At 66.8% G+C, this 15682-nt stretch carries 15 protein-coding genes; 6 read left to right on the top strand and 9 right to left on the bottom strand.

What is annotated here, in order from left to right; genetic code table 11:
• Positions 1 to 11: 11 nt before the first annotated feature.
• From G539_RS0119740 to G539_RS0119770, 7 genes are all read right to left on the bottom strand, one after another.
• The gene (locus tag G539_RS0119740; RefSeq protein WP_029076727.1) at positions 12 to 722 is read right to left on the bottom strand and encodes an ABC transporter ATP-binding protein; all 711 of its coding nucleotides are present in this window, start codon (positions 720 to 722) and stop codon (positions 12 to 14) included.
• The gene (locus G539_RS0119745) at positions 715 to 1431 is read right to left on the bottom strand and encodes an ABC transporter ATP-binding protein (protein ID WP_029076728.1); all 717 of its coding nucleotides are present in this window, start codon (positions 1429 to 1431) and stop codon (positions 715 to 717) included. Before G539_RS0119745 ends, G539_RS0119740 begins: the two co-directional genes overlap by 8 nt.
• Complete coding sequence (locus tag G539_RS0119750) at positions 1431 to 2492, bottom strand: ABC transporter permease subunit (RefSeq protein WP_029076729.1); 1062 nt, start codon at positions 2490 to 2492, stop codon at positions 1431 to 1433. Before G539_RS0119750 ends, G539_RS0119745 begins: the two co-directional genes overlap by 1 nt.
• 18 nt (positions 2493 to 2510) lie before the next feature.
• Positions 2511 to 3383: an ABC transporter permease subunit gene (locus G539_RS0119755; protein ID WP_029076730.1), complete on the bottom strand. Its 873-nt coding sequence runs from the start codon at positions 3381 to 3383 to the stop codon at positions 2511 to 2513.
• 197 nt (positions 3384 to 3580) lie between these two features.
• Complete coding sequence (locus G539_RS0119760; RefSeq protein ID WP_029076731.1) at positions 3581 to 4819, bottom strand: urea ABC transporter substrate-binding protein; 1239 nt, start codon at positions 4817 to 4819, stop codon at positions 3581 to 3583.
• A gap of 20 nt (positions 4820 to 4839) precedes the next feature.
• Entirely contained in the window at positions 4840 to 5499 is a 660-nt protein-coding gene (locus tag G539_RS0119765; protein WP_029076732.1) for an ANTAR domain-containing response regulator, read from the bottom strand.
• Positions 5496 to 6647: a transporter substrate-binding domain-containing protein gene (locus G539_RS0119770; protein ID WP_029076733.1), complete on the bottom strand. Its 1152-nt coding sequence runs from the start codon at positions 6645 to 6647 to the stop codon at positions 5496 to 5498. Before G539_RS0119770 ends, G539_RS0119765 begins: the two co-directional genes overlap by 4 nt.
• Positions 6648 to 7049: 402 nt before the next feature.
• On the opposite strand from G539_RS0119770, the gene G539_RS0119775 reads away from it, so the two are divergent.
• The 4 genes from G539_RS0119775 to G539_RS0119790 are packed head-to-tail and all read left to right on the top strand — an operon-like array spanning position 7050 to position 11799.
• Entirely contained in the window at positions 7050 to 7322 is a 273-nt protein-coding gene (locus G539_RS0119775; RefSeq protein ID WP_029076734.1) for a YtcA family lipoprotein, read from the top strand.
• 2 nt (positions 7323 to 7324) lie between these two features.
• Positions 7325 to 8368 carry a multidrug transporter subunit MdtN gene (mdtN, locus tag G539_RS0119780; protein WP_084640092.1) on the top strand — a complete coding sequence of 348 codons (1044 nt, stop codon included), beginning with the start codon at positions 7325 to 7327 and terminating at the stop codon, positions 8366 to 8368.
• A 4-nt stretch (positions 8369 to 8372) separates the two neighbouring features.
• Positions 8373 to 10232: an FUSC family protein gene (locus G539_RS0119785; RefSeq protein ID WP_029076736.1), complete on the top strand. Its 1860-nt coding sequence runs from the start codon at positions 8373 to 8375 to the stop codon at positions 10230 to 10232.
• A 43-nt stretch (positions 10233 to 10275) separates the two neighbouring features.
• A complete protein-coding gene (locus G539_RS0119790) occupies positions 10276 to 11799 on the top strand; it encodes a TolC family protein (RefSeq protein WP_051231822.1) in 1524 nt (507 codons plus the stop codon).
• A 14-nt stretch (positions 11800 to 11813) separates the two neighbouring features.
• On the opposite strand, the gene aspT is transcribed toward G539_RS0119790, so the two are convergent.
• A complete protein-coding gene (aspT, locus tag G539_RS0119795) occupies positions 11814 to 13505 on the bottom strand; it encodes an aspartate-alanine antiporter (protein ID WP_029076738.1) in 1692 nt (563 codons plus the stop codon).
• A gap of 117 nt (positions 13506 to 13622) precedes the next feature.
• Positions 13623 to 14339: a LuxR family transcriptional regulator gene (locus G539_RS0119800; RefSeq protein WP_029076739.1), complete on the bottom strand. Its 717-nt coding sequence runs from the start codon at positions 14337 to 14339 to the stop codon at positions 13623 to 13625.
• Between the two features lie 492 nt (positions 14340 to 14831).
• Here G539_RS0119800 and G539_RS0119805 point away from each other — a divergent pair, with 492 nt between their 5' ends.
• Together G539_RS0119805 and G539_RS0119810 are read left to right on the top strand one after the other, a co-directional pair.
• Positions 14832 to 15134 (top strand): urease subunit gamma, encoded by a 303-nt coding sequence (locus tag G539_RS0119805; RefSeq protein ID WP_029076740.1) that lies wholly within the window; start codon positions 14832 to 14834, stop codon positions 15132 to 15134.
• Between the two features lie 39 nt (positions 15135 to 15173).
• Positions 15174 to 15677, top strand: coding sequence for an urease subunit beta (locus G539_RS0119810; RefSeq protein ID WP_029076741.1), 504 nt, complete (start codon positions 15174 to 15176; stop codon positions 15675 to 15677).
• The last annotated feature ends 5 nt before the right edge of the window (positions 15678 to 15682 follow it).

Genomic DNA, 15682 nt, shown 5'->3' on the forward strand with positions numbered 1-15682 from the left:
GATGGCTTTGTTCAGACGGCGAGGTGACGGCGCATGGCTTCGCCATCGGCGAGCGCATCCCGGTCGAGGGCGGCGACGATCCGGCCCTTGTCCAGGACGTAGCAGCGCTGGGCCATGGCCCGGATCATGTCGATGTTCTGCTCGACCAGCACGACGGTGACGCCGGTCGACCGGTTCAGCTCGACCATGATCCGCGCAATGTCCTGCACGATGTTCGGCTGGATGCCCTCGGACGGCTCGTCGAGCAGGATCAGCTCCGGATCGGCGATCAGCACGCGAGCGATGGCGAGCTGCTGCTGCTGGCCGCCCGACATGGTGCCGGCGCGCTGCGACCAGCGCTCGCGCAGGATCGGGAAATAGTCGAGCACGCGCTCGCGCTCGGTGTCGCTCGCGGCGTGGCGAAGCTCGCCGACGGCCATGTTCTCGGCGACGCTGAGGCGGGGAAAGACGTCCCGTCCCTGCGGCACATAGCCGATGCCGAGGCGGGCCCGCTTGTGCGCCGGCAGCGCGTCGATCGGCTGCCCGCGATAGAGGATGGAGCCCTCCATCGACGGGATCAGCCCGATCAGGCTCTTCATCAGCGTCGACTTGCCGACGCCGTTGCGGCCGATGACGGCGACGATCTCGCCCTTGCGCACGTCGAGATCGAGGCCCTGCAGGACCGGCTTGCCGCCATAGCCCGCGCGCAGGCCCTTCGTCGAAAGCAGCGTTTCGTTAACCATGGGCTTGCCCCAGATAGATGGCCGCCACGCGCTCGTCGGCGACGATGTCGTCGATCGACCCTTGCGCGAAGACCTGGCCGAGATGCAGGACGGTGACCTTGTCGGCGACCTGACGGACGAAGGCCATGTCGTGCTCGACCGCGAGCACGGTCATGCCGTCGGCGTTGAGACGCCTGACCATCTCGCCGGTGGCGTATGTCTCGTCCGGCGACATGCCCGCCGTCGGCTCGTCGAGCAGCAGCAGTTTCGGCTTCAGGCTGATCGCCATGCCGATCTCCAGCCACTGCTTCTGGCCATGGCTGAGATTGCCGGCGAGCTGCCGGGCTTCACCGGTCAGCTTCAGGAACTCGAGCAGCCGGTCGATCTCCTCGTGCAGCGACGCGGCGGGATAGTGGTGCTGCATCGCCGTCTCGAGGTTCTGCCGCACGCCGAGCGCCTTGAAGATGCCAGGCACCTGGAACTTGACGCTCATGCCGCGCCGGATGCGCTGGAACGACTTCAGCGCGGTGATGTCCTCGCCGGCGAACAGGATCTGGCCGCTGCTCGGACTATGCTCGCCGAGGATGAGGCGGAACAGCGTGCTCTTGCCGGCGCCATTCGGCCCGATCAGGCAATGCACCTCGCCGGCCTCGAGCGAGAGGTCGACATTGTTGGTGACGTGCAGGCCACCGAAGCGCTTGTTCAGCGCGCGGGTCTGAAGGATTGCCATCACGCGTCTCCCCGCTTGGACTTGCCGAGGCGGCCAAGGAAACCGGCCAGCGCCAGGATGATGCCGCGCGGCGCCAGCAGCACCGTCAGCACGAGCAGGAAGCCCATGACGACGAGCGCATATTGCGCGCCATGGATCGTGAGGGCCTGGAAGGCGGCGAGCACCACCAGCGTGCCGATCAGCGTCGCGGTGAGATCGGAGCGGCCGCCGACGGCGACCCAGACGATCGGCAGCGCCGCTGCCGTCATGCCCATGCTGGAGGGCGTGATGTACTGGCCCCAGCTCGTGTAGAGGACGCCCGAGAGACCGGCGAGGACGGCGCCGATGACGAAGGCGCCGAGCTGGAACTTGCGGATGTCGTAGCCGAGCATCTCGGCCCGCTCCGGATTTTCGCGAATGGCGACGAGGACGTTGCCGAAGGCCGAGTTCACCAGGATGCGCAGGCCGAGATAGACCAGCACCAGCAGGCCCAGCACGACGTAGTAGAGCTGGACGTCGGGGTAGAGCACGATGTCGCCGCCCGGCCACGGGATCGTCAGCGGCGGCATGTTGCTCATGCCGTTGAAGCCGTTGAGGCGTGCCTTGCCGATCGCCCATTCCGGTCCGGCGGTCTGCGCCATGAAGCGTTCGAGTACCAGCGTCACCGACAGGGTGACGATGCCGAGGAACACGCCCGAGATGCGGCCGAAGAACAGGAAGTAGCCGAGCAGCAACGCCGCGAGCGCGGCGATGACCAGCGCGATCACAACGGCGACGAGGGTAAAGCCGTAGGCGGCGCCGAAGTTCAGCGTCAGCACGCCGTAGCTGTAGCCGGCGATGCCGAAGAAGGCGGTCTGGCCGAAGCTGAGCGAGCCGCCATAGCCCCAAATCAGGCTGAGGCCCAGGGCCATGAAGACCCAGGTGAAGAAGTAGACCGTGTTGCCGACGGTGTAGCCGTCGCTGAACATCGGGTAGGCGCAGGCGCCGGCCAGGACGATCAGGAAGCCGGTCCAGAAGACGGGCCCCCTGCCGATCGTCTGCGGGCCTTCCAGCCTGGCGAAGAAACGAGACAATGCGTTCATGCTGATGTTCCCTCCGGCTCAGGCGCGTTCGCGCAGCAGGAAGCCGGAAATGCCCTTGGGCAGCACCCGGATGACGACGATGACGGCGAGCAGCAGGCCGATCTGGCCGAAGAGCTGGCCCTGCCAGGAGGTCATGGCCGACTTGACGATGGCGAGGATGACGGCGGCGGGCGCCGTGCCGAGGAAGACGTCGGCGCCACCGACGACCACGGTCACGAAGGCCTCCATGATGAAGGTCGTGCCCATGGTCGGCACCAGCGTCATGGTCGGCGCATAGAGACCGCCGGTGAGGCCGGCGAGACCGGCGCCGAGCGCGAAGGTCCGGCTGTAGACCGAGCGCGTGTCGACGCCGAGCGCGGCGGCCATGTGCGGCACCTGGATGGTGGCGCGCGCCATGACGCCGAAGCGCGTCCAGTTGAACAGGACATAGAGCCCCGCCAGCACCACGATCGCCATGACGAACAGGACGAGGCGATAGACGGAATAGGAGTATCCGCCGATCTGGAAGCTGCCGAGCGGCGTGCCGATGCCCGCCATTGTCGAGCCGAGCACGATCAGCGTGCCCTGGGTGGCGATCAGGCTGAGGCCCCAGGTGGCGACGATGGTGTCGAGCGGGCGCTCATAGAGGTGGCGCACGACCAGCCGCTCGACCAGCGCGCCGACCGCGGCGGCCACCAGCGCGCCGAGAAGGATCGCCAGGGGCAGCGGTAGCCCGGCATTGGCGCCGGAGACCGTCACATAGGCGCCGCACATGATGAACTCGCCATGGGCGAGATTGATCACGCCCATCATGCCGAAGATCACGGCGAGGCCGCAGGCGGACAGAACGAGAAAGGCGAAGGCGTCGCCAAATTGGTAGAGCGCCGCGAAGGCGACAGTGATGGCGTCCATCGTCAATGGGCCTTTGAGTTCGAAAGTTCGCTGCCGTGAAGGACCGCGCCGCTCCGGACAGCCGACATGGCACGACACGCCTAGCGGCGTCGGGCCATGCCGGGCAGTCCCGCGAAGTCGGGGTTCGGCTTCACGCCGAGGGCGGGCGTCCGGCGCCGGGCCGGGCACCCGCTCTCTTCAGTCGGAGCGCGTCGCGATCAGGACTTCGACGGCGGATTCGAGGGCGTGTACTGCTCACTCGGATCGCTCTTGGTCAGGTCGCAGCCGGCCTCGCCCAGCCAGTAGGGCTTGATGTCCTGCCACACCTTCGGGAAGGTGATCGAGTGATCCGCGCCGACCTTCGCCAGGTAGATGGTGTGCGACATGTGCTGGCTCTTCGGATCGAGGCAGACCTTGCCCTCCGGCGCATCCATGCAGACGTCGCCCTTGGCGATCTCGGCGCGCAGGTCGTCGCGCTTGGTCGACTTCGCCCGCTCGACCATCTGCTTGTAGAGATAGACGGCGAGGTAGGAGTTCTCGGCCTCCTGGTTGACATAGGGCTCGTCCGGATAGGCGGCCTTGAACTTCTCGACGAACGCCTTGCTCGCCGGCGTATCGACTTCCTCGATGTAGTTGGTGGTGACGTACATGTCCTTCAGGCTTGGCGGCTTGAAGCGCTTGTGCTCGTAGCCCTGGCCGACATTGACCGAAGAGGCCATCGGCAGGTTGAGGTTGGCGGCGGCGGCCTGTTCGTAATAGGAGGCCTGCGGCGTGCCGACGAGCAGCGTCACGACGAAGTCGGGCTTCGCCTTCTGGATGTTCTGGATCGATTGCGAGAACTGCGAAACGCCGAGCGGGATGAACTCCTCGCCGACCATCTCGCCGCCATGCTCCTTGACGATGTTGCGCACCCACTCGGCCGAGATCTGGCCGAAATTGTAGTCGGCGGCGAGCGTGTAGACCTTCTTGCCGTAGGTCTCCATCATGTACGGGATCAGCGTCGAGAACTGCTGCTCGGGCACGGCGCCGGTAACGATCATGTTGGCGTCGCAGACGCCGCCTTCATACTGGTTGTTGTAGAAGGCGAGCCCGTCGAACTGGTTGACGATCGGCCGGTAGGCCTCGCGCGAGGCCGACGAGAAGCCGGCGAAGACGGCATCCACCTTGTCGCGCTGCAGGACGCGACGCATGAATTCCTGGTAGCGCGTGTTGTCCGACTGCGTGTCGTAGATCACGAGCTCCAGCGGCCGGCCGTCGATGCCGCCGGCCTTGTTGATCTCGTCGGCGGCGATCTGGATGGCGTGCACCTTGCCGAGCGTCGCGGCGGCGAAGTCGCCGGACTGGTCCTCCAGCACGCCGAGCTTGATCGGATCGGCGGCGAAGGCCGAGCCGGCGCCGAGCAATATCGTCCCCGTGAGGGCCGCGGCTCGCAGCCCCCCTACAAACTTCCCTGACATTTTAGCTTCTCCTCTGTGGTCTAGTCCCGGTTGGCGCGTCTTTCCGGCATGTCGCCTTGCGCCAGTCGTGTGGGCTCGTTGGCCCGCCTGCGGAGGTATTCCTCGCAGTAGTCTTCGAGGCTCATTCGCGATCGCATGCTCTCGCGCCTGAGCAGGTCGTAGGCCGCATCGTCGTCGATGCCGGCCTGGCTCATCAGGCGAACGATCGCCTTGATGACGAAGCGGCGGCCGTGACGGCGACGCTCCATGTCTTCGATCCGCGCGCGCAGACCGCCGCGCAGCTGGAACTGGTTCACGCCCAGGAAGAGCGCCATGTAGACGGCGGCCCCATGCACGGGCTTGCGCAGAAACGACGTCGCGCCGAGATGGATCAGGCTTTTCAGCCGGCTCGGCGCCTCGACGCCGACGAGACCGATCACCGGGACGGCCGGCAGGCGACCGCCCGGGCCGCTCTCCAGATCGAGGACACCCTCGAGGTCGCCGTCGACGAACAGGATGTCGCGCTCGGGATCGAGCTGCGCGAGATCGAGCTGCGCGCGCCCGTCGCGGATCTCGGGGAACTCCGAGACCACACCGAGCTTGGCGAGCGTCGATTCCAGCGCCTCGACGGCGGCGCGGTTCGTCGTGACGACCAGCGCCCGGGCGCCCTTGAAGTTCTGAAGCAATCGCGAAACGGTCATTTCACCACCTTCAGCTCAGGCGTGCGCGCGAGCGCGTAGCGCGGCGACGATTGGACGAGATAGGGATCGGGCCGGGTTGGGGCGGCCTCCTCGACGATGACTTCGAAACGGGCATCCCGCGTCGACCGCCCGATGCGCGGCGTCAGCCAGGCATGCAGCGTCTGCGGATCGATCCAGACGTCGCCCTGCGGCGCGCTCAGACGCTGACGCGTCACCGCGGCCTTGACCGCGCGCACCTCCTCCGTCCCGGCGTCCGCGAGCGACTGGACCAGCAATCTGACCGCGTTGTAGGAGGCCTCGGCATCGGCCGACACGGCCGGCCCGTCGGGATAGGCAGCCTGGTAGCGCGCCGTGAAGGCGACATTGGCCGGCGTCGTCAAAGACGAGAAATAGACGCTCGAGCTCAGATGGCCGTCGACCGCATCCGCGCCGATCTCCTCCAGTTCGGGCTCGGACAAGGAGCAGCTGGCGATCGGAATCTGGCGCGGCTGATCGATGCCGCGCGCCACGCAGGCGGCGCGGAACAGCCGGAAGAACGAATAGGCGCTAGTACCGATCAAGGTGTTGAAGACGAAATCCGGCCGCGCCTCGAGAATCTCGTCGACGACATGCTGCAGCTCGGTGTCGCCGACGGCGAAATAGCGCTCGGCCAGAACGCGACCGCGCCGGCCGGTCAGCGCTTCGCGGAGGATCCGGTTGTTCTCCCAGGCCCAGATATAGTTGGAGCCGACGCAGAAGGCGCGCCGCCGCCCCTCGCCGAGCAGGTGATCGACCAGGAGGGCGACATGGTGATTGGGCGAGGCGCCGGTGTAGATGACGTTGGCCGAGCTTTCGAAACCCTCATAGTGCGAGGGATACCAGAGCAGCGCGTCGTGCTTCTCGAAACACGGGATCACCTCCTTGCGGCTCGACGAGGTGTAGCATCCGACGACATGGCGGATCCCCGAGGCGATCAGCTCCTGGCTCAGCTCCGCGTAGCGCGACAATTCCCCGTCCGGGTTGACCACGACGGGATCGACGCGAATGTCCGACTGCTCCGCCGCCTCGCCGAAGGCCAGCAGCGCGCCGTTCAGCATGGAGCGCGCGACGACGCTGTACGACCCCGTCGTCGAGAACATCACGCCGATCCGATGGTGCTGTGCCGACATTCCCCGTCCCAAAACAAAAAAGCCCGACGATCGAAAGATCGCGGGCTTCGGTGCCACCAACCAAGCCCTCGCAGGACTACAAGGGTCGTTGGGAATTTAATTCATATGGCGCAAAAATAGGCAGCTTTGCCCTGCGCTTGATTTTTAGACTATCCCGGCCAGCCGCATTGTCAAGCGGGATTCCACGCCGGCGATTCCTCCCGCGATGGCGGCCGCCAAGGAGGGGCGAGACCCGCCGGATGCCAGGCGGATCCAGCCGCCGCGTCCCCGGCGCCCGGCCCTGCGACCGCCGGACGCAGCAACAGGCTCAGGTTGCAGAGGCCGGACCGAAACGACTATTCTGCGCACACGACATGTACGAGCCGCCGGCTCGAAATCGGGGGCTGGCGGCTCGTGAAATCCATGAAATCCCTGTGTTGCGCGCGAATCGCGCCCTTGGCGGCGATCGTGCTGGGTGGCTGCGCCGAGGCGCGCGCGCCCTCCATCCCCCTGTTCGGCGCCTACTTCCCGGCCTGGCTCGCCTGCACGACCGCCGGCATTCTCGGCGCCGTCCTGTTGCGCGCCATCTTCGTCCCGCTCGGCATCGATGATCGCCTGCCCCTGCGCCTGCTGGTCTATGTCAGCCTGGCAGCGGCCATCGCCTTCGCCACGTCCCTCACAATCTTCGGTCGCTGAACATGGAAAAGCCCGGCTGGCTCGGCAAATCGCTCGGCGGCATCCTTGCCATCGCCATCGTCGCCGGCGCCGTCGCGCTCGGCTGGAAATATCTGCGCACGAGCGAGGAGAACCCCGCCTCCGAAGACGCCGTGGTGCAGGCCAATCTCATCAACGTCTCCTCCACCGTGCCCGGCCGTATCATCGAGATCGCCATCAAGGACAATGCGCGGGTGAAGAAGGGCGATCTCCTGTTCAAGATCGACCCTGTCCCCTATGAGCTGGCCGTCGCCCAGGCCAAGGCGGATCTCGGCATCGCCGAGGCGGCGCTGTCGGCCCAGGAGCGCACGATCCGCGCCGAGACCTCGAACGCGGCGATCGCCGTCGAGCAGGCCGCGCGCGCGCAGGTCAATCTGGACCTCGCGACCCAGACGCTCGACCGCCTCACCGCGCTCCGCCCCAAGGGCTATGTCACGGCCCAGCAGGTCGACGATGCGACGACGGCCAAGCGCGACGCCACGATCAGCCTGAAACAGGCGATCGCGCAGCGGCAGGCGGCCGAGGCGCTGGTCAGCACGGCCGACGGCGCCGAGGCGCTGGTCGCGGCGCGCAAGGCGGCGCTCGCGCTCGCCGAGCGCAACCTCGCCGACACCGTGGTGCACGCGCCGCAGAATGGACTGATCGTCGGCCTCAACATCTCGACCGGCGAGTTCGTGATCACCGGCCAGTCGGTCTTCACCCTGATCGATACAGATGAATGGTTCGTCATGGCCGCCTTCCGAGAGACGGATCTGAAGCAGATCGAGGTCGGCGACTGCGCCACCGCCTATGTCATGGCCAACCAGTCGATCCCGATTAAGGGTCGCGTCGTCGGCATCGGCTGGGGCGTCAGCTCGGACGAGCTGCTGCCGATTCCGCGCAACCTGCCCTATGTGCCGAAGACGCTGAACTGGGTGCGCGTCTCGCAACGCTTCCCCGTACGCATCCTGCTCGACAATCCGCCGGAGAACCTGATGCGGGCTGGCGCCTCGGCGATCGCCGTGGTCCACAGCGCCGGCTCCTGCTGATCCGATGGCCCATTCGGTCACCCGCCAGGTCCTGGACGACCTCAAGCCCTTCGAGGGACGGTTCGGCATGACCTGGCGGATCGCCCTGCTCTGCGCCCTCGTGGCCGCGGTGGCGATGATCTACAAGATCCCGGAGCCGGCCATCGGCTGCTACCTGATCATCTACCTGATGAAGCAGGACGCCTCGACCAACATCGTCATGGGGATCGGCTGCGCGATCCTGGTTACGATCTTCATCGCGCTCGTCCTGTTCCTGACCAAGCTGACGATCGAGGTCGCTTTCCTGCGGCTCGCGGTCATGGCGCTCGCCTCCTTCGCCTTCGTCTATCTCGGCGCGGTCAGCAAGCTCGGCGACCTCGGTTCCGACATGGCGCTGGTGATCACCTTCGCGCTCACCCTGGTCAGCGGCCTTCCGGTCGGCGAGGCCGTCACGCGCGGCCTTCTCTACGCCTGGCAGATGGTGACCATGCCGATGGCGCTGATGGTCTGCTTCAACCTGGTCGTCGGGATACCGCCGTCGCGCCTGCTACGCGCCACGGTCCGGGACCGGGTCAAGGCCGTGGCGGACGCCCTGACCGCGAACGATGCGGAGAGCCGGGACCGCCTGAAGGCCCTGCTCGACGAGGGCAATGCCGAGCACGACCAGCGCGCCCTGCTGACCCGCATCCTGCATTACGTGCCGAAGCGCGACACCAACTGGCTAGCGCGCTCGATCGAGCAGAGCTACCGGCTCCTGCTGGCGGCTTTCGCCCTGCCGAATACGACCGCGCCGGAGATGCGGGCGCGCCTCGCCGCCCATGCCGATGCCGTCGTGGCCGCGATCGCCGCCAAAACGCCGATCCCGGCGCCCGACGCGGAAGCGTCCGACGACACCGCCGTTCGCGAGATGTGGCAGACCTTCGCCGAACTCGCCGACCGCAACCCGACCTGGCCGAAGATCGCGCAGGAGCCGTTCTTCGTCGCCGACGCGCTCCGCAACCCGACCTATCAGGGCTTCGCCCTGAAGACGACGCTGGCGGCGATGCTCAGCTACATCATCTATGCCGGCATGGACTGGCAGGGCATCCACACGGCGATGATCACCTGCTTCGTCGCGGCGCTCGGCACCACCGGCGAGACGGTGCACAAGCTGACGCTGCGCATCGTCGGCTGCCTGATCGGCGCGGCGATGGGCATCGCCGCCATCCTGTTCATCATTCCGAACCTCACCAGCGTCGGCGGGCTGATGGTACTGGTCTTCGTGGCGCTTCTGCCGGCGGCCTGGGTCACGTCGGGCAGCGAGCGGATCTCCTATGGCGGCGTCCAGATCGGCCTCGCCTTCCTGCTGACGGTCCTGCAGGGCTTCGAGCCGGGCATCAGCATGGATTCCGCCCGCGACCGCATCATCGGCATCCTGCTCGGCAATGTCATGGTCTATGTGATCTTCACCCAGATCTGGCCGGTCGGCGTCATCGACGGGGTCCGCGGCCACCTGTCCAGGGCCATGTCGTCATTGGCCCGCCTCGCGGCACTGCCCGCCGACGACCGTCGCGGCGCCGTCGACGCCGCCTCGGCCGCGATGATCAACCTCCGGCAGGCCGAGGACCAACTGGCCCTGGCGCATTTCGAGCCGGACAGCCTGCGACCGGACGAGAGCACCATTCGCCGCCTCAAGGCGGTGATGGCCGAGGCCGATCACCTCGCCGCCGATCTCGTGGTCGGCCCGAAGGATCCGGGCGACGCGGCGCGCCTCCAGGGGCTGGCCGCGTCGATCGCGACCGCAAGGCCCTCCGCCGCCGATCCGGCCGCAAGCCTTCCGTCATCCATTCCGGATACACTGGCCGCGCAGCGCATTGCGCGAATCGAGCATGTCCTGGTGAATTGAGAGCATGATGGCGAGTCCTTCCGAAACATGCCGGCGCAACCGCGTGATCCTCCGCCTCGTCGCGTCGACCGGCCTGCTCGCCCTGATCTCCGGCTGCGCCCAATATGCGGAGCAACTGGCGCCCGATTCGCCGAGCGAGCCCTGGCAGCAGGGCCGCAAGACCGGCCCGAGCCTGCTGCCCCAGCCCGCCTCGGCCCGGCAAGGCCCCGCCGCGACCGATTTCGGCGTGCGCGGCATGACCGAGACGACGGCGCTGTCCGCGCCTCCGGAGACGCAGCCCGGCAAGGTCTACCAGCTCCCCGAGCTGATCGACATTTCGGCCCGGCACAATCCGGCGACGCGCGTCGCCTGGGAACAGGCGCGCCAGGCGGCGCTCGCCGTCGGCATCGCCGAATCGACCTTCCTGCCGACGCTCTCCGCCAACGTCATCGGCGGCTCGCAGCAGAACGTCACGCCCGTCGACGTCCTCGGCCAGACGCGGGACATCAAGACCACCGTCGACGGCTCGACCTCCGCCGTCGCGCTGCAATGGCTGATCTTCGATTTCGGGCAGCGCAGAGCCGCCGCCAATGTGGCGAAGCAGCTCTCGACGGCCGCCAACATCAACTTCAATGGCGCGCATCAGCTGCTCATCTTCAACGTCACCCGCGCCTATTACCAGTACGGCGCCACCCAGACGGGCGCCGAGATCGCCGGCCAGTCGCTGCGCAACAGCCGCGCGATCCTCGACGCGGCCGTCGCGCGCGAGAAGAACGGCCTCGGCACCACCGTCGAGGTGGCGCAGGCGCGCCAGCAGGTCGCGCAGTCCGAGCTGCGCCAGGTGACGGCGGCCGGCCTGAAGCAGGACGCCTACCAGGCGCTGCTGGCGGCGATGGGCGTTTCGCCCACGATGCAGATCAAGGTCGCCGGCTCCGGCAGCCGCCGCCTGCCGGCGCCTTCCGACGTCTCGACCGAGGAGATGATCGAGCAGGCCCTGGCGCGACGCCCGGACGTGCTCGCCAGCTACGCGGCGATGAAGGCCGGCCAGGCCGGCATCGACGTCGCCAAGGCCGACTTCATGCCGAAGGTCTACATGGCCGGCGTCGCCGGCCAGGGCACGGGCGGCTTCGACGCCTCGGGCCTGCCGACCATCGGCCAGCAGACCTCCGGCACCGGCATCCTCGTCGGCGCGGCCGTGCCGCTCTATGATGGCGGCCTGCGCGCCGCCAATTTGAAGGCGGCCGAATCGCGCGCCGCCGCCGCGCGCGCGACCTTCCACAAGACGCAGGAAGAAGCCGTCCGCGAGATGGTCGTCGCCTCGAACACGCTGCGCTCGGCGCTGGCCTCCTATCGCGCCGCGAGCAAGCTGACCGACGCGGCCAGCGTCACCTATGACGCCGCGCTCGACGCCTATCGCAACGGCCTCGGCACGGTGACGGCGGCAACGGCGGCCGACAGCGGCCTGCTGGACGCCCGCCAGGCCCGGACCGACGCGCACGCCGCCTCGCTGATCGCGGCGGCGAATCTCGCCTTCGTGCTCGGCACGATGACGTCGCCGCAGGCGGCCGATTCGATCCGCTATCGCTAGGTTTCGGCCGGCCTTCAGGACGCCAGCAGCACGATCAGGATGCCGCCGATCGTCAAAAGCGTGTTGGCGACGGCGCAGCTGACGGTGAAGCCGAGCGCCGGCGTCTGGCTCTTTGCCCGCGCCGTCAGCATGCCGAGCGAGGCCGTCGAGGCGCGCGCGCCGGCGCAGCAGCCGAGCACGATCGCGTCGTCGAATCGGAAGATGTATTTGCCGATATAGAGGGCGAGGATCAGCGGAACGGTGGTCACCGCCATGCCCCAGAGGAACAGGCTGAAGCCGAGCTGCTGGACGCCGGCGACGAAGCTCGGGCCGGAGGACAGGCCGACGACGGCGATGAACATGTTGAGGCCGAGCGTGTTCATCAGCCAGTTGGCGGCCGGCGGGATGCGCCCGAAGGTCGGATGGACCGAGCGCAGCCAGCCGAGCGCGATGCCGGCGAGCAGCACGCCGCCCGACGACGACAACGCGACCGGCACCGAGCCGATACGCAGCACGGCGCTGCCGATCAGCGCGCCGATGACGATCGCGGCGGCGACGAGCCCGATGTCGGTCTCTTCGGTGGCGCGGTCGGCGCGGCCGAAATCGGCGAGCGCCCGGGTGATCTCCTGCGGCCGCCCGACGACGGTCACAACGTCGCCGCGGTGCAGTTCCGTCGCGGGCAGGATCGGGATCTCGACTCCCGTCGCGCCGCGCTGGATCCGGCGCAGGAAGATGCCGCGCGTGCTCGGCAGTTCAGCAAGCTCGCCGAGCGTCTTGCCATTGGCCTTGCGGCTGGTGATGAGGATCTCGGTACCCTCGACGGGCACGTCCAGCAGATCCGCGTCCTCGACCTCGATCACATCCGCGCCGGCCAGGCCCATGACGCTCTGGCGACTGCCGGCGACGGCGATCCCGTCATCCACCTGCAGCACGAGGTCGGCTGTCGCCTCGATGATCTTGCCATCGCGCCGCACGCGCTCGATGAAGATGCGGGCATGATCCTGCGCGGCCTCGACCTGCACCGTCGTGCGGCCGACAAGGCCGGACCCCGCCTCAATCCGATAGGCCCGGGCAATGAAATGGTGCCACGCCGTCTGGCCATGGCCATGCCGGCGATGGCCGCCCATCTTGACCTCATAGGCCCGGCAGGCGGCGACGAGGTCGAAGCCGAGCAGCTTCGGCCCGATCACGCAGATGATCATCGTCGCGCCGATCGTGCCGAAGATGTAGGTCATGGCGAAGGCCGTCGGCACGGCGTGCTCGAGCTTTGTCGCCTCCGTGGCGGAGACGCCGAGCTGGCCGATCGCGTCAACGGAAAGCGGGAGCGCCGAGGAGATGGTCGCGGCGCCGGCGAACAGGCCCGCCGTCGAGCCGACATCATAGCCGGCGATCCGCCCCGCCAGCCACGCCGAACCCAGGCAGAGCGCCGAAACCATGACCGCGAACAACGCCTGCGGCAGGCCGTTCTTGGCGATGCCCTGCACGAATTGCGGACCGACGCCGTAGCCGATCGCGAACAGGAACATCAGGAAGAAGATGGAGCGGACGTCGTTGGAAACGGTGATGCCGAGCTGGCCGACGGCGAGCGCCGTGAGCAGCGTCCCGGTCACCGCGCCGAGACCGACGCCCCGGTAGGTCAGCTTGCCGACATAGGCGCCGATCGAGAGACAGACGAAGACCGCGATCTCCGGATTGGTCCGCAGCGTATCAACAAGCCAGTTCCACATGTGATTCATTCTCGACAATTGCGCGCGCCGGCACCGGCGCAACTCGAAGAAGGCCGCAGCCGGAATAGCAGCGCCGCATGACGGGCCGATATCGCCCGGGCCGCATGCGGCGCGGGGTCAGAGCGATGCGTAGATCGCCGCCGCCTGGGCGCGGGAGCCGACCTCCAGCTTCTTCAGGATCTCGATGACGTGATAGTCGACCGAGCGCTTGGATTGCCCGACGATCAGCGCGATCTCGGCATTCGACTTGCCATGCGCGACCCATTTGAGGATTTCGCGCTGCAGGCAGGAAAGCGATCGAAACTTGGCGCCAGCGCCGGATGGCTGTCCGGTCACCAGGCCGATCGCCGCGCCGCGGGACCTGGCCACCATGCCGAGGATCGACGCGGCGTGCAGCGCATCGGCAGGCGGCTCGCGGTCGGAGAAAGTCAAAAGCGTCAGCGCCCCGATCCGTTCCGCGCCGCCCCGAAGCGGGATGGTCAGCCCGCCCGTGATGCCCACATGCTTGATGTATTCGTGATATTCCGACCGCGCGGGATCGTCCCAGGTTCCCCGTCGCCAGCACAGCGGGCCAGCTCCGGTCGCGGCGTATTCGAGCAGCGGATCCCTCTCCGACCACCCCTCCCGCTCATAGGCGATCAGCTCATCGCAGGACCAGTTGGTCAGCGTCGGATCCGTCATGAACTCGTGCTTGGCGCGTTTCTCACAGGCCAGGTTGAAACTGTCGAACCCAAGCGCGCGAACGGCCGCATATACTACCGATTGCAACTCAAGCTTGTTTCCAGCATCGCATATACTTGAAACATACCTCGCGGTGACTTCAAGCAAATGCAATGCGCAGCTCCATTCAATGCCGCAGCAAAAAAGCCGCACCAACGAAATAATCAAGCCGAAATATTATTATAAGCAAACAAATATATCAAGGCAACCATTGGTTGGCAAGCGGTTGACCGATCAGTTGCTGCGCGACAGTTCCGCTCCTATATTGGCAAACCCGGGATGGAGCATCGTCCCGCAAAGCGGCGCGATTTCATAAGGTCGCTATAAAATAAATGTGACCGGGGTAATTGTGGGGATGTCGTGTTTTCCCACCGCTTTCGAATGGCTAGGAGCGACAAAACGTCGTATCTCTACCAGATGCGAGACGGGTAGCGGAGACCGATCGGAGGCGGCGAACGACTATCAAGCGATCGAGCGGCAGCTCCACTGCCTTCCCTGCGCCACCGCCAAGCTACCGCCGACTGTCACATACCCGAAGCACGCTATGCCTAAGCATAGTCAGATGTCGATCAGCGTAGATTAGCTGCAACTTGTTTGGAGACGACGATGCATTTGACACCGCGGGAGTTTGACAAACTCATCATCCACACGATGGCGGACGTCGCGCTCAAGCGTAAGGCCAAGGGGCTGAAGCTGAACCACCCCGAGACGGTCGCCGTGCTGTGCCAGTACGTGCTCGAGGGCGCGCGCGAGGGCAAGTCGGTGGAAGAAGTCATGGATGGCGCGCGCCACGTCCTCACCGTCGACGACGTCATGGACGAAGTCCCCGCCATGCTCGGCATGATCCAGGTCGAGGCCGTCTTCACCGATGGCAGCCGCCTCGTCAGCCTGCACAGCCCAATCGTCTGACCCGGCTCTAGGCCGTCTAAAACGTTTCAGGAGGTTGCCTTGGCCAAGAAATCCACGCCCGCCGACGCTCCGAAGGCCGCGGCGAAGTCCGCCGCTGCGAGCGCGCCGAAGTCCGCGGCGAAGGCCGCTCCCACGCCGCCCGGCGGCTATGTCGTCGCCCCCGGCTCGATCGAGCTCAACCCCGGCCGGCCGCGCACCGCGATCACCGTCCGCAACACCGGCGACCGGCCCATCCAGATCGGATCGCACTTCCACTTCTTCGAGGTGAACCGCTACCTCGAGTTCGATCGCGCCGCCGCCTTCGGCCAGCGCCTCGACATCCCCGCCAACACGGCCGTGCGCTTCGAGCCGGGCGACGAGAAGGACGTGACGCTCGTGCCCTATGGCGGCAAGCGCTTCGTCTATGGCTTCAACAATCTGGTCGATGGCTGGACCGGTGAAGGGCCGAAGCCCGGCTATACACCGAACCGGGACCATTCGATCGCGAAGGCAGAGGAACTCGGATTCAAGTCGCGCGCGCAGAAGTCGAAGCCCGCGAAGTAATCCCG

Source organism: Kaistia adipata DSM 17808 (assembly GCF_000423225.1).
GTDB classification, from domain to species: domain Bacteria; phylum Pseudomonadota; class Alphaproteobacteria; order Rhizobiales; family Kaistiaceae; genus Kaistia; species Kaistia adipata.